The following is an 18,377-nucleotide window of genomic DNA, read 5'->3' on the forward strand; positions in this document are numbered from 1 at the left end:
TCGGTCAGCAGGTGGTCAGGATCTGGGTCATCGCTTCCTTTTCGGCAGCGGTGACCCAGATGTCGTAACGGGCCTTCACATCGATCTGGCGGGCCACGTAGGTGCACCGGTAGGCCTTGCTCGGCGGTAGCCAGGTGGCGGCGTCACCGGCGCCCTTGCGTGAATTGGTGGGTCCGTCGGTGGCCTGAAGGTTCATCGGATCGTTGGCGAGATCGGTGCGCTGCTCGGGAGTCAGTTGCTGCGCACCTTTCTGCCAGGCATCTGACAATGCGACAACATGATCGATCTGCACTGCGGTAGAGGTCTTTTCGCCGCGGACGAAGTCGATGGTCTTGCCCGTGTACGGATCGACGAGCACTCCGGTCAGGATCACACACTCCCGGGTGCCTGGCCTGGCGGTGACCTCGGCGAGGTCGCGGCGCAGGATGTCATTGCGGGTGTCACATCCGTTGTGACCGAATTCCACATTCACGTCGTCGGTCCAGGATTGTCCGAACTCGTCACGGGCGTAACCGGTTTTGGGTGCGCGGCCCTTGACCGCCAGCATCTCCAATTGGGTACGGGCAGCGTCGAAATCACTTGATACCGGTGCGGCAGCTTCTATTGGGTTGGTGAGCTGCGGTGTGGCCGATGGCGGGGCTGAAACGAGGGTGTCGCCGGATATTTCCGTACAGGCGACTCCTCCGATCACGGCCGCGATCACAACTGCCAGGATTCCCGCGCCCCGAGATTTACTACTCACGATCTTCTCGAATTCGACATCGTTACAGTTATACCCGTGGGCTACGACTTCTCGATCGACGACGTTGCATATCTGCGTTCCGATGCCGGACGCAGCGCCCTGGCGTTTGCTGATTCGCTTGTGCTGCAACCCGACACGATGCTCGGTGACATCGAGAAACTTGCACGGAGGTTCTCGCCACACCAGGCCGCGCTGGTCGAGACGGTCACGTTGCGGCGCAAGGCGATTGGCAAACTTCGTGATCCCGAGCGACTGCTGCTGACCGCGGATGCGTTGCAGCAGGCGACCGCCTATCCAGTGGCCGATCACCGGGCGATCGAACTGGCAGCCCGCTATCCGGGGGCCAGGGTTCACGACGTCACCTGTTCCATCGGCGCGGACCTCGCCGCACTGGCTCGGCAGGACGGCCTCGGCGATGTGATCGGCAGCGACCTCGACGAGGTGCGATTGGCGATGGCCGAGAACAACGTCCCCGCAGCGACACTGCGCCGGGCAGATGCGTTGGTGCCCAGCAGTGATGCCGACGTGTTCATCGCCGACCCGGCCCGGCGTAGCGGTGGCCGTCGCAGCTTCCGGATCGAGGACACCGAACCGCCGCTGCTCGACGTCCTCGACGTCTATGCCGGCAAGCCACTGGTGGTGAAGTCGGCACCCGGTCTGGACTACGACCTGTTGCGGGAGCGCCATGGGTTCACCGGTGAGGTGCAGGTGGTTTCGCTCGACGGAGGAGTCCGTGAGGCCTGCCTGTGGACCGAGCCGACACCTGGGGTGACGCGCCGTGCCACGGTGATCCGGACCGGTACAGGTACGACATTCGAGATCACCGACGCCGCCGACGACAGTGCCGGTGTTGATGAGGCAGGCACCTGGATCATGGATCCCGACGGCGCAGTGATCCGTGCGGGTCTGGTCCGGCACTACGCCAAAGCCCACGACCTGTGGCAGCTCGACCCCCAGATCGCATACCTCAGTGGCGACGAACTACCGGTCGGGGAGCGGGGCTGGCGGGTGCTGGAACAGCTTTCCTACTCCGAGAAACAGCTCAAACGCCGACTGGCCGAACTCGACTGCGGCGCACTGGAGATCCTGGTGCGCGGCATCGACGTCGACCCCGATGCCCTTCGGAAGCGGCTGAAGCTCAAGGGTTCACGATCGCTGGCAGTGGTGATCACCCGCATCGGCCGTCGCGGGGTCATGTTCATCTGCGAGGCCGGGGTTCGCCGCACGTAGTCGGCGCAGCGGTGTCAGTTCTTGGGAGAGTCGAAAAAGAAGACCTCGCCGAGATGGGTGGCCACGGCCACCTGGCCCGACGCGGATACGGCAACACCGGTGGTGAAACCGACAGCGCGCGGAAGCTCGAGGGTGCGTTTGGTGGTGCCGTCACCGGAGTCCAGCTCGGTCAGGGTGAGGTTGTCTTCGCCGGGTTCTCGAACCACGGTCCACGCGGTGCCCGAGTTGGTCAGCGTTGCCAGGCTGACCGATTGCAGATCGGTGCGCTCCCACACCGGAACGGCCTTATCGCCTTCGTCGCGGAACGCCCGGACCGGGGAATTGAGCGGTCCGGTCGGGATGAACAGGCCGTCCGGGGCCACCGTCATCGTGGCGAAGCCGAAGTTACCGACGAAGTAGTCCCATTTCGGCTCACCGGTCTGCGCGTCCAGCGCGTAGATGCTGCCGAGGCGGTTGAACACGTACAGCGTGGAGCGGTCGATCGAGAGGGTCGGTGGCCCGATCACGCCACCGGGGATCTCTGCGCTCCAGGCTTCGCGGATGGAGCGGCTGCCGTCCTGCTCGCCGTAGTCGAATGCGCGGACGCCAGAGGCGATCTCGCCTTTCGGCCAGAAGTTGAGGTAGAAGCGATCGCGGTTATCGTCGACCGCAGGTGGTGCCTGAACGGGGCACGCCGGCCCGCCCGTGATGCAGTCTCCGAGACCCTCGAGTGGTTTGGTGGGGTCGACGCCGGGCACCAATGCGATCCCGGGGGCCTGCAATTTGCCGGTCTGGGAGTCGAACAGCAGGACCTGTCCGAGGTGACTGACCATCAGTACCGAACCGGGGTTTGCGAACTTGGCCGACAACGGGACCCCGACGACACCGAACTGCCACCTGGTGTCGCCGCTACCGGTGAGACCGAAGAACGTCCCGGCCCGCCCGATGTAGATGTTCTCGTATTGGTCGACGAGCATCGAGTTCAGATCGACACCGTCTCCGAGATATTTGCAGAAGTTCTTGCGACCGGCACGCTGGTCGAACTGGAAGGTGTTGCACCCGCCGTCGGTGGTGGCGGTGACGTTGACATTGGAACGCCCCGAGATCGTCAGGGGAGCACTGATCTGGCCACCGACCGGCCGCGACCACGACAGCGTCAGGTCGCTCCGGATCTCGGGGTAGGCGAAGTTGGAGTTCTGCGCGTTGCCGCCGTAGCTCGACCAGCCCGCGCTGGCCACGGACCGGACATCGTCCACACCGTCCGAACAGGAGCTCAGGAGTACGGCGAGAATCGGCACCAACACCGCGGCCGCCCGCGCACTCACCCGGCGCCCGGACCGTTTGGTGGTCGAGCTCGGCCGCGTCTCCATCATCCTCATCGTGATTCTTGCGTCCCTTCGCCTTGATCGGGCCTGAGCCTATCGCGCGGGACCCACGACCTCGGGTATCGGCGTCCCCCGTTAGTCTTCGTAGCCATGACGAGCATGTGGAATGCGCCACTGCGTCGCCGGTGGCGTGCAGGTCTGCGACGCGATGACGGGCAGGCCCGCTTCCTGACCCGGGATTCGCTGCGCTGGGTGGTGCAGAACAGGGCCTATACCCCCTGGTACCTGGTCCGGTACTTCCGGTTGCTTCGGTTCAAGATGGCCAATCCGCACATCATCCTGCGGGGCATGGTGTTCCTCGGCAAGAACGTCGAGATCCATTCGACCCCTGAGCTCGCCCGCATGGAGATCGGTCGCTGGGTTCATATCGGCGACGGCAATTCCATCCGCTGTCACGAGGGTTCGTTGCGGATCGGCGACAAGGTCGTCTTCGGTCAGAACAACGTCGTGAACGCCTACCTCGACATCGAGATCGGCGCCTCCACGCTGGTTGCCGACTGGGTGTACATCTGCGACTTCGACCACAAGATGGACGACATCACCGTGGCGATCAAGGATCAGGGCATCGTGAAGGGCCCCGTGCGGGTCGGCCCGGACACCTGGATCGCGACCAAGGTTTCCGTGCTGCGCAACACGATCGTCGGACGCGGGTGCGTCCTGGGAGCCCATGCGGTGGTGAAGGGCACGATCCCGGACTTCTCCATCGCCGTCGGATCACCGGCCCGCGTGGTCAAGAACCGCAAGGATGACTGGGCATCGAACGCGCAGGAGCGTGCCGAACTCGAGCGTGCCCTGGCCGATATCGAACGTAAGAAGGCTGCCGCGCAGGCATCACGGAAGCACTAGCCGGACACGGGGCCTGCGCTCGTTGTTGTCAGTCGGCGGGAAGCGCGGCGACCACCGGCACCGCCGGGTCACGTTCGGGCAGTGGACGTTCGACGATGTCGGGCCGGCCCAGTGGGCGCCGGATGCGGCGCTTCGCAGCGAGATAGACCCCGGCGGTACGTTCGGCGACCTGGTTCCAGGCAAAACCGTCGGCCACCCGGGCGCGGGCGGCGATGGCACGTTGCTGAGCGGCATCTGGATCGCCGAGGACCCCGCGGATCGCAGCCGTCAGACCCGCCACGTCGGCGGGTGCGAAACTCATCCCGGTGACACCGTCGGTGACCGCCTCACCGAGCCCACCGGCGGTGGACGTCACCAGAGGGATGCCGGTGGCGGCCGCCTCGAGGGCGATCAGTCCGAACGGTTCGTATCGGCTGGGTAGGACGATCGCGTCACAGTCGTGCATCAGCGTGGTCAGGCCGATCCGGTCGACACTGCCGACCCACCTGATGGCCCGTGACACACGATGTTTGCGCGCGACCTCCTGCAGCCAGTCGAGCTGCGTGCCGTCGCCCGCGACGGTCAGTGTGGTGCCGGGAAACGACCGGCGGATGCGGGCCAGTGCGGCAATCGCGTCCTGCAAACCCTTTTCGTACTCGAGGCGGCCGGCGTAGAGCAGCCTCGGCGGCCCACCGTGGGCGACGCGCTGAGCAAAAGGCCAGGCCTGTACGTCGATGCCGTTGTTGATGGTGTGGATCTCGGCGAGTTCGGGGCCGAACAGCCGGTTCACCTCGTCGTGCATGGATTGCGAGCAGGCGATCAGCGCGTCGGATTCGGCGGCGAGCCACCATTCGACCGAGTGGACTTGCCGGTTCACCCGACCGCTGACCCAACCACTGTGGCGGCCGGCCTCGGTGGCGTGGATGGTGCTGACCAGCGGGACATCGAAGTGCTCGGCAAGCGCGATCGCCGGGTGGGCGACCAGCCAGTCGTGGGCGTGGACCACGTCGGGAATCCACGGGCCTTCGGCGGCAAGGTTTTTCGAGTCACCCAACTTGAGCCCGGCACGCAGGAGTGAATGCCCCATCGCGAGAGTCCAGGCCATCATGTCTTCGCCGAAGACGAAGTGCGGCGGATCCTCGGCCGCGGCGATCACGCGAACACCCTCGTTTTCGGCATCTGTGCCGGGATTGGTCAATCCGTCGCTGCCGCCGGGTTGCCGCGACAGCACCACCACATCGTGCCCGGCGCGGGCGAGTTCGACTGCGAGATGGTGCACGTGCCTGCCCAGGCCCCCGACCACCACGGGTGGGTACTCCCACGACACGATCAAAACCTTCATGCTGCCCCCGCCATCCGAATCTCGTGCAACCTCATGGTGTTTCCCGCCCCGCAAAATTCAATCGACGTGCATCGAGTCCGGCAAACAGGTTGTCGGCCCGGTTCCATTGCGACGACAGTTGTGCCGCAACCGATTCCCGCCCTCGGTCGGCGGCATCGCAGATCTCCCGTGTCGCGTGGGCATGGGTGTAGAGACGATTACGGGCGTAGTCGGCCGCGGTCTGTTTGGACACCATGAACGGCCAGTCCGATGACAGCGTCATCAGTGTCTCGCGCAGGATCTGATCGCTGACGTGATCCCGCATGGGCTGCTGATCGCGGCGCTTCTGGACGGTGGCGAGCGCCGCCGACACCACTTCGGCATTGATCCGCACCAGATCCTCGACGACCGGACCGTTCCAGACCCGCCAGTCCTTTCCGGAACCCCAGGATGACTCGCTCAGCTCCACGGGCGCCCCGACATAGCCCTCATCACGTGCGGTTTTCAGTGTGCCCACGGTGATCCCGGCCTCGGGCAGGGCGCGCAGGACGGCTTCGAGCCACTGCGGTCCCTCGTGCCACCAGTGACCGAACAGTTCGGTGTCGAACGCGGCGACCACATGCGCCGGACGACCGATGCGCCGGCTCTCGCTGATCAATCGTTCGCGGACACAGGTGACGAAGTCGTCGACGTGACGGCGCAGTGCGGCCTGTGCGCGGGCCGGTTCGTAGGGCTTCTTGTCCGGCCCCGCGACGGTCCGTCCGGTGACCCGCGCCGGTTTGAGGCCGAATTGATGGTCGTACGTATGGAAGTCGCGGTAGGCGCTGTTGCCCGGGTAGCCCGATTTCGGTGACCACACCCGATAGGACACCTGCAGGTCGCGGCCGAAGGCGACCACATTACTGTCGCCAACCGTGCGGCCAAGGCTGGTGTCGCCGTGCAGAGCCGGGCCGTCGACCATGAAGTGCCGGACACCGGCGGCCTGGTAGTCGGCCTCCATACCCGGCGCGTAGGCGCATTCCGGTGCCCAGATCCCCTCGGGGCGGGTGTTGAACCGTTGCTGCGCGTCGTACAGACCCTCGCGGAGCGAGAAGTCGCGCAGTCGGGGATCGAGGAGTGGCGCAAACGGGTGGGCCAGTGGTCCGCCGAGCAACTCGATGGTGCCGGAGTCGACAACGGAGCGGATCAGCGCGGAACCGCCATGGCGCCAATGTGTTTCGAAGTCGTCCAATGCAGCTGCGGCACTGCGGTATTCACGAGTACCGAGCTCGTTGATCGATGCGGTGGGACGTGCGGTGCTACCGGTGTCGGCGCGGGAGATCGCGGCCTCGGCGCCACGGAGCTGCCAATCGGCGAGCCACTCGTACATCGAGCTCAGGCAGTGAGGATCGTCGAGCTGGGCGGCCAGGACCGGCGTGATGCCCAGCGTCAGCTGGTCGGTGAAGCCATCGGCGGCGAGTCGTCGGAGCGCGGCGAACACCGGCTGGTACGACGCGGCCCACGATTGATAGAGCCATTCTTCGCCGACCGGCCAGCGACCGTGATTGGCCAGCCAGGGCAGATGGGAATGCAGCACCAGACTGAACATGCCCGGTGCCGGGCTCGCCTTGTCGGGCAAGGCGTTGTCCCTCAAGGCTTCACCGCGATGAACAGCAGGTCGAGGCTCGCATCGAGGTCGGTGTCGCTGATGTCGAAGTCGCAGGTCCCGACCCCGGCGACGTCATCGGTCAGCTCCTGCGGCCAGGGCTGCCCGGACAGGGCGCGTTCGATCTGGGCGTCGATGAACGAACCACCCCACTTGCTGTCGAGGGTGCGCATGCCGGCGCCGTGGAACACCCCGAGTGTTTCGGTGACCGTGAAACCGGCGTCTTCGAGGAGCTCGCGCAGTTCGGCGGGATTCAGTTCGCGCGTATGAAAAGGATTGAGGGGGGTGTCGCGACCGGGGGAGAAGGTGATCCGGTTGGGGGTCGAGATCAGGAGTTCGCCCCCACGGCGTAGGACGCGCAGACATTCGGCAACGAATGCGGGCTGATCCCAGAGGTGTTCGATCACCTGGAAGTTCACGACCGTGTCCACCGATTCGGCGGCGATGGGCAGGTCGATCAGGTTGGCCTGATGGATGGTGAGCTGCGGATAGCGGGCGCGGGTGTGCTGCACCGCGGACAGGTCGTAGTCGACACAGGTGACACCGCCGGCCACGGTCGAGATCTGATCGGCGCCATAGCCCTCGCCGGATCCGGCTTCGAGCACGTCTTTGCCGCTGCAACGTTGCAGTACGTATTCATAGGCCACCTCGTGACGGCGGAACCAGTAGTTCTCCTCGGCGATGCCGGGAACCGTTCGTTCGCCGGTGAGGGCAAGCGCGGGCGGCACCGATTCACCCGTGTCGGGCTGGGTGACGGTGTCCTGCGATCCACGCGTGCGGTTGGCCATTTAGGGGAGCCTAGTGGTCGCGGAGTCGGACCTGAAGGGCGACTTGGAACCGGAGTTCAGATCTTCGTCGCCGAGCGTTCACGACCGTAGGAATGTGACGGAGGTCATTGTGACAGAATCGGGTGGTCGACCTCCTCTTAGTGCGCGCTAAGGTGGTACAGAACAAGGCGTACTTACCGACGGGTAAGTTGTCCAGAACCCTACGCAGGAGGTCGACGTAGACCCATGACAAATATTGTCGTTCTGATCAAGCAGGTCCCTGACACGTACTCCGAGCGGAAGCTCAGCGACGGTGACTACACCCTCGATCGCGAAGCTGCCGACGCTGTGCTCGACGAGATCAACGAGAAGGCCGTCGAAGAGGCCCTGCAGATCAAAGAAGCCAACGGTGGCGAGGTGACCGTGCTGGCCGTGGGCCCCGCCCGGACCACCGATGCGATCCGTAAGGCGCTGTCGATGGGTGCTGACAAGGCCATCCACGTCCAAGATGACGCAATGCACGGCAGCGACGCCATCCAGACCGCGTGGGTTCTCGCCCGTGCGCTGGGTACCGTCGAAGGTGTCGAGCTGGTCATCGCAGGTAACGAGGCCACCGACGGCCGCGTCGGCGCCGTGCCCGCGATCATCGCCGAGTACCTCGAACTGCCGCACCTGACCCACTTGCGCAAGCTGACCGTCGACGGCGAGAAGCTGACCGGTGAGCGTGAGACCGACGAGGGTATCTTCCACCTCGAATCGGCTCTGCCCGCGATCGTCAGCGTCGGCGAGAAGATCAACGAACCCCGCTTCCCGTCCTTCAAGGGCATCATGGCAGCAAAGAAAAAAGAGGTTCAGATCCTTTCGCTCGCGGATATCGGCGTCGAACCCGAAGAGGTCGGTCTGGCCAACGCCGGATCGACGGTCACCGCCTCAACCCCGAAGCCTGCGAAGACCGCAGGCGAAAAGGTCGTCGATGAGGGTGACGGCGGCACGAAGGTCGCCGAGTTCCTGGTCGGCCAGAAGATCATCTGATCTTCTCCGCCACACACCACCACATCGACCACCATCCAAGGAGTAAAAGCCATGGCTGAAGTACTTGTCCTCGCTGAGCTGGACGCCGAAGGGGCCCTGAAGAAGGTCACCTCTGAGCTCATCACCGCTGCCCGCGCCCTGGGCAGCCCGTCGGTGGTTGTCGCCGGCAAGCCCGGAACCGCCGACGCCATCATCGACGGCTTGAAAGAAGCCGGCGCTGAAAAGGTCTACGTCGCAGAGTCCGACGCAGTCGACGGCTACCTCGTCACCCCCAAGGTCGACATCCTCGGCACCCTCGTCGAGCAGGCCGCTCCGGCCGGCGTGATCGTGGCTGCCACGGTCGACGGCAAGGAAATCGCGGGCCGTCTCGCTGCCCGTCTCGGTTCGGGTGTCCTCGCCGACGTCATCGACGTGAAAGAGGGCGGCATCGGCGTCCACTCGATCTTCGGTGGCGCGTACACCGTCGAGGCTCAGGCCGGCGGCGATGTCCCCGTGTTCTCGATCCGCCCCGGTGGCGTCGAGGCCGCTCCCGCGCCCGGTGCCGGTGAGCGTGTCGACATCGAGGTTCCCGAGGTTCCCGAGAACGCCGTCAAGATCACCAAGATCGAGCCGAACATCGGTGGCGATCGCCCCGAGCTGACCGAGGCCACCATCGTGGTCTCCGGTGGCCGCGGCGTCGGCAGTGCCGAGAAGTTCTCCGTCGTCGAAGAACTCGCCGATTCGCTGGGTGCCGCTGTCGGCGCTTCGCGTGCGGCCGTCGACTCCGGTTACTACCCGGGACAGTTCCAGGTCGGTCAGACCGGCAAGACCGTGTCGCCCCAGCTCTATGTGGCACTCGGCATCTCCGGTGCCATCCAGCACCGGGCCGGTATGCAGACCTCGAAGACGATCGTCGCTGTCAACAAGGACGAAGAGGCACCCATCTTCGAGATCGCCGACTTCGGCATCGTCGGCGACCTGTTCAACGTCGCCCCGCAGCTGACCGAGGCCGTCAAGGCGCGCAAGTGAGCGCCTAGCTCCTCCGCGCTTCGCAGGCAATCGAACGACCCTTCACCCGAATCGGGTGGAGGGTCGTTTGCCGTTCATCCACCCTGCCTGTTCACCCAATTGGCACCGACACCTAACGTCTGCGCAGTCGCCCGGTACGGCGCGGTCGATACACCTATGCCCATGAGGACATATGCCGCACAGCGCGACACCGCACTCGTCTCCGGCCCTACCTACAGCCTGTATCTGAGCAACGACCTCTCCGACATCGACACCATCGCCCGGCTGCGTTACCGCGTCTTCGCCGGCGAGCCGGGCTTCACCGCGCCGGCATCGGCCTCCGCGGATCAACGCGACACCGATCGCTTCGACGAACATTGCGATCATCTGGTGGTCCGACACAATCTGAGCGGAGACGTGGTCGGCAGCTACCGCCTGCTGCCGCCGCCAGGCGCGATTGCCGCGGGCGGACCATATCTCGCAACCGAATTCGACATCACCGAACTCGACGGCATCGCACCACAAACGATCGAGATGGGACGAGCATGCGTCGACGCAGCACACCGATCCGGCGCGGTGCTGGCACTGATGTGGTCGGGCATCTTGGCCTACCTCGAGCGCAGCGGATACCGCTACCTCATGGGTGCCACCTCGGTACCCATCTCCGGCGATCCGTCGCGTGACCGTCCCGGCGCACAGGTCCGCGGGATCCGCGATCACGTGCGTAACCGGCACGCCGGACCGTGGCAGGCCTTTCCGCACCGCCGCGTCGAAATCGACGGAGTGCATCTCGATGACATCGACCCGTCACCGAGGCTGCGGATGCCGCCTCTGCTCACCGGCTACCTCCGAATGGGCGCGTGGATCTGCGGGGAGCCCGCACACGACCCGGACTTCGGTGTCGCCGATTTCGTAACGGTCCTCGACGGCCGGCTCGCCAACCGCAGATATCTGGACCGCCTACGCCAGGCGACGTCCGGAGCGGGGCGATGACCACCGCGAGTACAGCCATCGTGGCCGCGCCCCCAGAGGCTGCGTCCAGTGTCTCCGATCTCGCCGTCTCCGATCCCGCTGTGACCGGATCGCCGCGGCACGGCTGGTTCCCGGTCAGTGGCTGCGACAACAGCTGCATCCGCCCGGGCGAGCACCGGGCCGGACGGATTCGGCAGGCCCGGCGGATCGTGGCGTTGCCACTGACCATCGCCGCGGTTCTGGTGGTCGGTGTGATCGTGGCCTTCCTGCCCAGAGCGCTACGCACCCCGTACCTGCGGTTTGCCGCCCGCCGGTTGCTCGCCGCACTCGGGCTGGCCTTGGACATCGACAATCCGGCCGACGAGGCGGCGGGAAGGATTTCCGGTGGCGGCCTCATCGTGGCCAACCACGTTTCGTTCCTCGACATCCTGGCGCTGGCCGCGGTCAGCCCGGCACATTTTGTAGCCAAGTCCGAGGTGACCGGGTGGCCGGTGATCGGATGGCTGACCCGGGGTATCGGTGTCATCGGGCTGAGGCGTGAATCCCTGCGGGAATTGCCGACAGTGGTCGACGAGGTGCGGGCCGAACTCGTGGCCGGTGACAGCGTCGGGGTGTTCCCCGAGGGAACCACCTGGTGTGGTCGCGGCGGTGGCCGCTTCCGGCCGGCGTTCTTCCAGGCCGCGATCGATGCGCAGGTGCCGGTACGTCCGATGGTGGTGAGTTTCCACACATCGGCAGGCCAGGTCAGCACCGCACCCTGCTACATCGGCGATGACACCATTGCCGACACCCTGCGTCGGGTGTTGCTCGCAAAAGGACTGACGGTGCGGGTCCGACTCTGTGAACTGCAGTTTTCCGGCTGTGATCGCCGTGAACTCGCGGCCCGCTGTGAGCGCATCGTGTTCGGGTTGCCGAATCTGAACGAGCGCGCCGACGGCGGCTCGGACGCTGGAAATAACAAGGGCGATGATGCGGTTATCCTTGGTTGGTTATGTTCTCCGCTGATCGCACGCCCATCTACCTCGACCACGCCGCGTCGACCATCATGGTCCCCGCCGCCGTCGTGGCGATGAATGAGCTCTTGGGGATCGCGGGCAATGCTTCGTCGCTGCACGGATCCGGTCGCCGGGCCCGTCGTCGCCTGGAGGAATCACGCGAATCGATCGCGGCCTCCCTGGGCGCACGGCCCTCCGAGGTGATCTTCACCGGTGGTGGCACCGAGAGCGACAACCTCGCCATCAAGGGCATCTTCTGGGCGCGCAACAAGAATCCGGAGACTCCGCGCAAGCGGATCATCGCTTCGTCGATCGAACATCACGCGATCCTCGATCCGGTGCTGTGGCTCGTTGATTCCGAGGGTGCCGACGTGACCTGGCTCCCGGTCGATGCCCAGGGACTCGTCGATCCTGCCGTCCTTCGCGCCGAGCTGTCGGCCCATGCCGAGCAGACCGCACTGGTCAGCGTGATGTGGGCCAACAACGAAATCGGTGCCATCGAACCCATTGCGGAGCTGGCCGAGATCTGTCGCGAGTTCGGGGTGCCGATGCACTCCGATGCGATCCAGGCCGCCGGGCATCTGCCCATCGACTTCGGTGCCAGCGGACTGTCGGCAATGAGTGTCACCGGACACAAGTTCGGTGGACCCTACGGCGTCGGTGCACTACTGCTCGGCCGCGACGTCGATTGTGTCCCGCTGCTGCACGGTGGCGGACACGAGCGCGACGTTCGCTCTGGCACCCCCGACGTACCGGCTGCGGTGGGTATGGCTGTGGCGCTGGACGTTTCGGTGCGAGAACTCGATGTCACGATGCCCGCGGTCGCGGCGCTGCGTGATCGACTGTTCGAGGTGCTCGCCGAATCGAGCTCCGGATGTGTCATCAACGGCCCGATCGGACCGCAGCGACTTCCCGGAAATGTACATGTTTCTTTCCCCGGCTGTGAAGGTGATTCGCTGTTGATGTTGCTCGACGCCAACGGTATTGAATGTTCGACCGGCTCGGCCTGCACGGCCGGTGTGGCGCGTGCGAGCCACGTGCTGACCGCGATGGGTGTGTCCACCGCCGATGCCCGTAGCTCCCTTCGCTTTTCGCTGGCACCGTCCACCACGGTCGACGAGATCGAGGCGGTCGGTGCGGTGATCGGTGAGGTCGTCGCCCGCGCACAGGCTGCCGGTATGGCCACCGCGATGGCGGGTGATCGCTGATGCGGGTACTCGCTGCCATGAGCGGTGGTGTCGACTCGGCAGTTGCCGCGGCCCGCGCCGTCGAGGCCGGACACGAGGTCGTCGGGGTGCACCTGGCGTTGTCGACCGCACCCGGCGCACTACGTACCGGTTCTCGCGGATGCTGTTCGCGTGAGGACGCCGACGATGCGCGCCGCGCTGCCGACGTGCTCGGGATCCCGTTCTACGTCTGGGACTTCGCCGATCGGTTCAAGGACGACGTCATCGACGAGTTCGTTGCCGCCTACGCTGCCGGGCAGACACCCAATCCCTGCTTGACCTGCAACGAGAAGATCAAGTTCTCCGCGTTGTCCGAGCGGGCGATCGCATTGGGATTCGACGCGGTGGCCACGGGCCACTACGCCCGGCTCGAGAACGGGCAACTGCGGCGAGCCGTCGACGACGACAAAGACCAGTCCTACGTGCTGGCGGTGCTGACCGCGGAGCAGCTTTCGCATGCGATGTTCCCGGTGGGCGACACCCCGAAGGATCAGATCCGCGCCGAGGCCGCCGCGAAAGACCTGTCCGTGGCCGACAAGCCGGACTCACACGACATCTGCTTCATCCCCACCGGAGATACCCGGGCCTTCCTCGGCGCCACCATCGGTGTGCGGCCGGGCAAGGTTGTCGACGCCGATTCGGGCGCCGAGCTCGCCGACCACGAGGGCGTCCACGGATTCACCATCGGTCAGCGCAAGGGCCTCGGGATCGAGGCCCCGGCAACCGACGGCAAGCCCCGGTACGTCACCGAGATCGACCCGGATTCGGGCACGGTGACGGTTGGTTCTTCTGAGCACCTCCAGGTGTGGAGTATCACCGCGGGCCGCGCGATCTGGACCTCCGGTGAGACGCCGACCGGGCCGTTCGAGGCGATGGTTCAGGTGCGGGCTCACGGTGGCCTGGCACCTGCGACGGTCGAGGCGATCGATGACGGTACCGACGGTGTCGAAGGTCCGGGAATCCGGATTCGACTGCAGGCCCCACTAACCGGTGTGGCCCGAGGGCAGGCAGCGGTTGTTTATCTACCGGATTCTGTCAACGGCGACCTGGTGGTCGGCAGTGGTCGCATCGTGGTGACCGGTTCGGTCCCCGGCGACCTGGTCAGCAGCTCCGGCGCGTGAGCATCCTGCCAGTCGGATCGGGCACAGGGGTCGGCTCGATGCCGGGCACCGATCCGCGGGTTGCCGCCGAGATCAGTGTCGGTGAAACAGAGTTCGCGTTCCTCCCGGAATTGCCCGCCCGCGGACTGGGCGCCGACATGGTCGGCCGGGCCGCGGTGCTCCTGGTTGACATGCCGATGGACGTCGCACCTTCGGGCTATCGACTCTCGGGACGCCCATCGGGTTTGAGTCGCCGGGCCCGGGACTTCCTGGCCGCCGATCTGGATGCCTTCGAAGAAGCCTGGGAGCGGGCAGGTTTGACCGGTACCGACCGCACCGTCAAAGTGCAGGCGTGCGGGCCGTTCACACTGGCCGCATCGGTGGAACTCGCCGGTGGTCACAAGATCCTCCGCGACGAGGGCGCGTGGTCCGATCTGGTCGAATCGATGGCCGAAGGCCTCCGGGTACACGCCAACGACGTCAGTAGGCGTACGGGCGCAAAGGTTGTCGTCCAGGTGGACGAACCGCTCATCGGCCGCGTGGTCGAGGGTTCGATCGAGCCGTTGACCCGGTTCAACATCATCAACCCGATCCCGGTGCAGACGGTCGCCGAGCACTACGACAACTTCATCACCGTGGTGAACCGCCCGGTGATCATGCACGACTGCTCGTCCGATGTGCAGTGGGATCTGCTGGCGCGGAGCCGCTTTGCCGCGATCAGCGTTGATCTTGCGCAGATCCGGACAGCAGACCTCGATGGGATCGGGCTGCTGCTCGACGAGGGCCGCGAGGTGGTGCTTGGCGCCGTACCGTCCACCGCGCCTGCCAAAGAACTCGCTGCCGAGCAGGTGGCCGCCAACTGCGCAGAGCTGATCGACCGAATCGGGTTGTCCCGCAAGGTGTTGGCCGAGCAGATCGTCATCAGTCCCGGATGTGGTCTGGCCGGGGCCGACGCGGAATGGGCGAAGACCGCGCTCGCGTTGTGCGGCAAGGCAGCTCAAGGCCTACACGCCGATCCCACATCTGTCTGACCCGTGCTCTGGAAACGTTCGGGAACATTTCACGTCCCGCACGGCTCTGATCTACATGAGCAATCACTACGCAAGGGTGTGTGAGCACCCCACGCGCAGCAACCGACGCAGGCGCAGATCAGGCAGTGCGCTTACGCGCCCACAACTGCCATCCGGCGGTCACGATCACGGCGCCGACCAGCGAGCCGATGATGCCGCTGATGTGGAATTGGATCCCGTGGCCCGTGACCAGGCTGATCAGCAGTCCGCCGACGAATGATCCGAGCAGGCCGGCGATGATCGCCAGGGTCCAGTCGATGCCACCGGAGGGCTTGCCGAGGATGAGCTGGGCTGCGGCGCCGATGAGCATGCCGAAGAGGATGATTCCGATGAGAAGCATGTGCGGAGTATATGCAGTGAGGTGACCCAGATCGCACATTGGACGTGATTTGGTCCTCGCGTCCGGGTCAACCGACGCCCGGGTATCAGCCCAGTTCGGCCGGTCGTTCTCCGTCGTCGAGGCGCGTGATGAGTTTCTTCGGCGCGATCATGCGGTAACTGGCGTCGAGCAATTCGGCCACCTCTGTCCAATCGGGCTTCTTCGACAGATCGAGACCAAGCCAACCGTAGGGCCCCACGTAGGCCGGATAGAAGAACCGGGGATCTTGTTCCAGGGCACTACGTTCGGATTCGTCGACCTTGAAGAGGATCGACGCGTCGAACCTCGGCCCGCCCTTGACGCCACCGCCGTACATGCCGAACATCTTTCCGCCACGAAATGTGGGCCTGCCGTGTGCGACGACCTCGGTGGCATCGGGAAACGCCAGGGCGACACTGCGCAACCGATTCAGGACCGGGTCATCGTCGGAGAACATGATCGGGTGCGACATGGTGACAAGGGTAGAACGAGCAGGTGGGGCGTTTCGACTATTCGGCCGTAGCCGGATTGGTCTGTCGGCACCCTCGACTATCTTCAACAGTGTGTCCGACAGTGCAGATATCGAAGAGCCGACGCCCGCGGAGCCCACCCCCTCGGATGTGCGCGAGCAGTGGGCGAGGCTGGCCGAAGAGGTGCGTGACCACCAGTTTCGCTACTACGTCAAAGACGCGCCGATCATCACCGACGGTGATTTCGATGCCCTTCTCCAGAAGCTGCAGCACCTGGAGGAGCAGTATCCCGAGCTCGCGGTGGCCGACTCGCCGACCAAGCTCGTCGGCGGTGGATTCGCAACCGAGTTCAAGGCGGTTGATCACCTCGAACGCATGATGTCGCTCGACAACGTCTTCGACGCCGAGGAGATGCGGGCCTGGGTCGGTCGCGTCGAGGCCGATGCCGGCGCCGGCCTGGAATACCTGTGCGAGCTGAAGATCGACGGCGTGGCGTTGAGCCTGGTCTATGAGAAGGGTGTGCTCGTTCGAGGCACCACCCGAGGCGACGGCCGCACAGGTGAAGATGTCACCCTCAACGCGAAAACCATCAACGACGTCCCGCATCGGCTGACCGAATCGGAGAAGTACCCGATTCCGGATCTGCTGGAGGTCCGCGGTGAGGTGTTCTTCCGGGTCAAAGACTTTCAAGCGCTCAATGCGTCGTTGGTCGAGGCCGGTAAGGCGCCGTTCGCCAACCCGCGCAACTCCGCGGCCGGTTCGCTGCGCCAGAAGAATCCACAGATCACCGCACGCCGTCGGCTGGGCATGATCTGCCACGGGCTCGGCCGGGTCGAGGGAGCCACATTCAAGACCCTCCACGACGCTTATCTGGCGCTGGGGGAGTGGGGCCTTCCGGTTTCTAAGCACACCACCAAACTTGTTGGCGCCGAATCGATCCTGGAGAGGATCGATTATTGGGGCGTGCATCGCCACGATGTCGAACACGAGATCGACGGCATCGTGGTGAAGGTCGACGACTTAGGATTGCAGCGTCGTCTCGGCTCCACCTCCCGCGCGCCGCGCTGGGCCATCGCATACAAGTACCCGCCTGAAGAGGTGACGACGAAGCTGCTCGACATCAAGGTGGGCGTCGGTAGAACGGGTCGAGTCACGCCGTATGCCTTCATGAAGCCGGTCACTGTCGCTGGTTCGACTGTGTCGCGGGCGACGCTGCACAATGCGTCGGAGGTGAAGCGCAAGGGCGTGTGGATCGGTGACACCGTCACCATCCGCAAGGCCGGTGACGTGATACCCGAGGTTCTCGGTCCGGTCGTCGATCTACGCGACGGCACAGAGCGTGAGTTCGTGATGCCCACGCACTGTCCCGAATGCGGAACGGAACTGAAATACGAGAAAGACGGCGACGCGGACATTCGCTGCCCCAACAGTGAGCTGTGTCCCGCGCAGTTACGTGAGCGTCTTTTTCATTTGGCCGGCCGGGGAGCGTTCGACATCGAGGCCCTCGGCTACGAGGCTGCCGGAGCGTTGCTGTCATCTGGCGTTCTGCGCAACGAGGCCGACCTGTTCTCGTTGACCGCCGATGATCTGGCGCGAGTTGAACTATTCAACAATAAAGACGGTGGATTGTCGGCCAACGGCGCCTGGTTGCTCACCAATCTCGAGAAGGCCAAGAAGGTGCCGCTGTGGCGGGTACTGGTAGGGCTGTCGATCAGGCATGTCGGGCCCAGCGCGGCGCGTGCGCTGGCCACGGAGTTCGGCTCGCTCGAAGCCATCGAGTCGGCTTCGGTTGAGCAACTCGCCGATGTCGAAGGTATGGGAAACACGTTGGCGCAGAGCGTCGTCGACTGGTTCGCCGTCGACTGGCATCGTGAGATCGTCGACAAGTGGCGGGCCGCAGGCGTCCAGATGGAGGACGAGCGCGACGAGTCGATCCCGCGCAACCTCGAGGGCCTGAGCATCGTGGTCACCGGTTCCCTGCAGGACTTCTCCCGCGACGGTGCCAAGGAAGCGATCCTGGTCCGCGGCGGCAAGGCGTCGGGGTCGGTGTCGAAGAAGACCGCGTTTGTGGTGATCGGTGACGCCCCGGGGACGAAAGCGGCCAAAGCAGAACAACTCGGTGTCCCCATCCTCGACGAGGACGGTTTCAAAAAACTCTTGGCTGAGGGACCGCCGGCAACAGACGACAGCGAAAACGCGGTCGATGCCGGTCCGAGCGAGGAGGAGCCAGCGGACCCGAAATAGCCACCCCGCAAGGTTCAAGTTCGGCGGCA

17 protein-coding genes are annotated in these 18,377 nt (G+C 65.0%); 10 read left to right on the forward strand and 7 right to left on the reverse strand.

The genetic code is table 11. The features are described 5' to 3' along the window. Positions 1–4: 4 nt before the first annotated feature. Positions 5–742 (reverse strand): HNH endonuclease family protein, encoded by a 738-nt coding sequence (locus AC1D75_RS11040; RefSeq protein ID WP_495515269.1) that lies wholly within the window; start codon positions 740–742, stop codon positions 5–7. 36 nt (positions 743–778) lie between these two features. Between AC1D75_RS11040 and AC1D75_RS11045 the strand changes: the two genes are divergently transcribed. Further along, the gene (locus tag AC1D75_RS11045; protein WP_495515270.1) at positions 779–1,972 is read left to right on the forward strand and encodes a class I SAM-dependent methyltransferase; all 1,194 of its coding nucleotides are present in this window, start codon (positions 779–781) and stop codon (positions 1,970–1,972) included. Between the two features lie 14 nt (positions 1,973–1,986). On the opposite strand, the gene AC1D75_RS11050 is transcribed toward AC1D75_RS11045, so the two are convergent. Continuing rightward, the gene (locus AC1D75_RS11050) at positions 1,987–3,324 is read right to left on the reverse strand and encodes an outer membrane protein assembly factor BamB family protein (protein ID WP_495515271.1); all 1,338 of its coding nucleotides are present in this window, start codon (positions 3,322–3,324) and stop codon (positions 1,987–1,989) included. 102 nt (positions 3,325–3,426) lie between these two features. On the opposite strand from AC1D75_RS11050, the gene AC1D75_RS11055 reads away from it, so the two are divergent. Next, positions 3,427–4,182, forward strand: a complete 756-nt coding sequence (locus AC1D75_RS11055) for an acyltransferase (protein WP_495515272.1) — start codon at positions 3,427–3,429, stop codon at positions 4,180–4,182. 28 nt (positions 4,183–4,210) lie between these two features. Here the strand turns inward: AC1D75_RS11055 and AC1D75_RS11060 are convergent, their stop codons facing one another. From AC1D75_RS11060 to AC1D75_RS11070, 3 genes are read right to left on the reverse strand one after another with little or no spacing between them, the layout of a single operon-like run. Continuing rightward, positions 4,211–5,503, reverse strand: a complete 1,293-nt coding sequence (locus AC1D75_RS11060) for a glycosyltransferase family 4 protein (protein ID WP_495515273.1) — start codon at positions 5,501–5,503, stop codon at positions 4,211–4,213. A gap of 31 nt (positions 5,504–5,534) precedes the next feature. Beyond that, on the reverse strand, positions 5,535–7,070 hold the full coding sequence (locus AC1D75_RS11065) for a 1,4-alpha-glucan branching protein domain-containing protein (protein WP_495516047.1): 1,536 nt from the start codon (positions 7,068–7,070) through the stop codon (positions 5,535–5,537). A gap of 41 nt (positions 7,071–7,111) precedes the next feature. Next, complete coding sequence (locus AC1D75_RS11070; RefSeq protein WP_495515274.1) at positions 7,112–7,915, reverse strand: class I SAM-dependent methyltransferase; 804 nt, start codon at positions 7,913–7,915, stop codon at positions 7,112–7,114. Positions 7,916–8,140: 225 nt separating this feature from the next. Here AC1D75_RS11070 and AC1D75_RS11075 point away from each other — a divergent pair, with 225 nt between their 5' ends. The 7 genes from AC1D75_RS11075 to AC1D75_RS11105 all read left to right on the forward strand — a co-directional run bounded on the left by AC1D75_RS11075 (position 8,141) and on the right by AC1D75_RS11105 (position 15,237). Continuing rightward, positions 8,141–8,926, forward strand: coding sequence for an electron transfer flavoprotein subunit beta/FixA family protein (locus AC1D75_RS11075; protein ID WP_495515275.1), 786 nt, complete (start codon positions 8,141–8,143; stop codon positions 8,924–8,926). A gap of 51 nt (positions 8,927–8,977) precedes the next feature. Then, a complete protein-coding gene (locus AC1D75_RS11080) occupies positions 8,978–9,934 on the forward strand; it encodes an electron transfer flavoprotein subunit alpha/FixB family protein (RefSeq protein WP_495515276.1) in 957 nt (318 codons plus the stop codon). A gap of 162 nt (positions 9,935–10,096) precedes the next feature. Next, positions 10,097–10,906 carry a GNAT family N-acetyltransferase gene (locus tag AC1D75_RS11085; RefSeq protein WP_495515277.1) on the forward strand — a complete coding sequence of 270 codons (810 nt, stop codon included), beginning with the start codon at positions 10,097–10,099 and terminating at the stop codon, positions 10,904–10,906. After that, the gene (locus AC1D75_RS11090; RefSeq protein WP_495515278.1) at positions 10,903–11,958 is read left to right on the forward strand and encodes a lysophospholipid acyltransferase family protein; all 1,056 of its coding nucleotides are present in this window, start codon (positions 10,903–10,905) and stop codon (positions 11,956–11,958) included. The genes AC1D75_RS11085 and AC1D75_RS11090 overlap by 4 nt, the downstream gene beginning before the upstream one ends. Then, positions 11,877–13,088, forward strand: a complete 1,212-nt coding sequence (locus AC1D75_RS11095; protein WP_495515279.1) for a cysteine desulfurase family protein — start codon at positions 11,877–11,879, stop codon at positions 13,086–13,088. The genes AC1D75_RS11090 and AC1D75_RS11095 overlap by 82 nt, the downstream gene beginning before the upstream one ends. Beyond that, the gene (mnmA, locus tag AC1D75_RS11100; protein WP_495515280.1) at positions 13,088–14,227 is read left to right on the forward strand and encodes a tRNA 2-thiouridine(34) synthase MnmA; all 1,140 of its coding nucleotides are present in this window, start codon (positions 13,088–13,090) and stop codon (positions 14,225–14,227) included. Before AC1D75_RS11095 ends, mnmA begins: the two co-directional genes overlap by 1 nt. Continuing rightward, a complete protein-coding gene (locus tag AC1D75_RS11105) occupies positions 14,224–15,237 on the forward strand; it encodes a uroporphyrinogen decarboxylase/cobalamine-independent methonine synthase family protein (RefSeq protein ID WP_495515281.1) in 1,014 nt (337 codons plus the stop codon). Before mnmA ends, AC1D75_RS11105 begins: the two co-directional genes overlap by 4 nt. Before the next feature lie 118 nt (positions 15,238–15,355). Here the strand turns inward: AC1D75_RS11105 and AC1D75_RS11110 are convergent, their stop codons facing one another. Together AC1D75_RS11110 and AC1D75_RS11115 are read right to left on the reverse strand one after the other, a co-directional pair. After that, positions 15,356–15,616, reverse strand: coding sequence for a GlsB/YeaQ/YmgE family stress response membrane protein (locus tag AC1D75_RS11110; RefSeq protein WP_495515282.1), 261 nt, complete (start codon positions 15,614–15,616; stop codon positions 15,356–15,358). Between the two features lie 85 nt (positions 15,617–15,701). Continuing rightward, on the reverse strand, positions 15,702–16,106 hold the full coding sequence (locus AC1D75_RS11115) for an MmcQ/YjbR family DNA-binding protein (protein ID WP_495515283.1): 405 nt from the start codon (positions 16,104–16,106) through the stop codon (positions 15,702–15,704). Positions 16,107–16,197: 91 nt separating this feature from the next. Between AC1D75_RS11115 and ligA the strand changes: the two genes are divergently transcribed. Next, positions 16,198–18,348, forward strand: a complete 2,151-nt coding sequence (gene ligA, locus AC1D75_RS11120) for an NAD-dependent DNA ligase LigA (protein ID WP_495515284.1) — start codon at positions 16,198–16,200, stop codon at positions 18,346–18,348. Positions 18,349–18,377 lie beyond the last annotated feature (29 nt).

The organism is Williamsia sp. Y712, assembly GCF_059445525.1.

Bases quoted from the DNA above. Each gene is read 5' to 3' on its own strand.
- AC1D75_RS11050 (WP_495515271.1), bottom strand. From the start codon at position 3,324: ATGATGGAGACGCGGCCGAGCTCGACCACCAAACGGTCCGGGCGCCGG.
- AC1D75_RS11055 (WP_495515272.1), top strand. From the start codon at position 3,427: ATGACGAGCATGTGGAATGCGCCACTGCGTCGCCGGTGGCGTGCAGGT.
- AC1D75_RS11060 (WP_495515273.1), bottom strand. From the start codon at position 5,503: ATGAAGGTTTTGATCGTGTCGTGGGAGTACCCACCCGTGGTGGTCGGG.
- AC1D75_RS11065 (WP_495516047.1), bottom strand. From the start codon at position 7,070: ATGTTCAGTCTGGTGCTGCATTCCCATCTGCCCTGGCTGGCCAATCAC.
- AC1D75_RS11070 (WP_495515274.1), bottom strand. From the start codon at position 7,915: ATGGCCAACCGCACGCGTGGATCGCAGGACACCGTCACCCAGCCCGAC.
- AC1D75_RS11075 (WP_495515275.1), top strand. From the start codon at position 8,141: ATGACAAATATTGTCGTTCTGATCAAGCAGGTCCCTGACACGTACTCC.
- AC1D75_RS11080 (WP_495515276.1), top strand. From the start codon at position 8,978: ATGGCTGAAGTACTTGTCCTCGCTGAGCTGGACGCCGAAGGGGCCCTG.
- AC1D75_RS11085 (WP_495515277.1), top strand. From the start codon at position 10,097: ATGAGGACATATGCCGCACAGCGCGACACCGCACTCGTCTCCGGCCCT.
- AC1D75_RS11090 (WP_495515278.1), top strand. From the start codon at position 10,903: ATGACCACCGCGAGTACAGCCATCGTGGCCGCGCCCCCAGAGGCTGCG.
- AC1D75_RS11095 (WP_495515279.1), top strand. From the start codon at position 11,877: ATGTTCTCCGCTGATCGCACGCCCATCTACCTCGACCACGCCGCGTCG.
- mnmA (WP_495515280.1), top strand. From the start codon at position 13,088: ATGCGGGTACTCGCTGCCATGAGCGGTGGTGTCGACTCGGCAGTTGCC.
- AC1D75_RS11110 (WP_495515282.1), bottom strand. From the start codon at position 15,616: ATGCTTCTCATCGGAATCATCCTCTTCGGCATGCTCATCGGCGCCGCA.
- AC1D75_RS11115 (WP_495515283.1), bottom strand. From the start codon at position 16,106: ATGTCGCACCCGATCATGTTCTCCGACGATGACCCGGTCCTGAATCGG.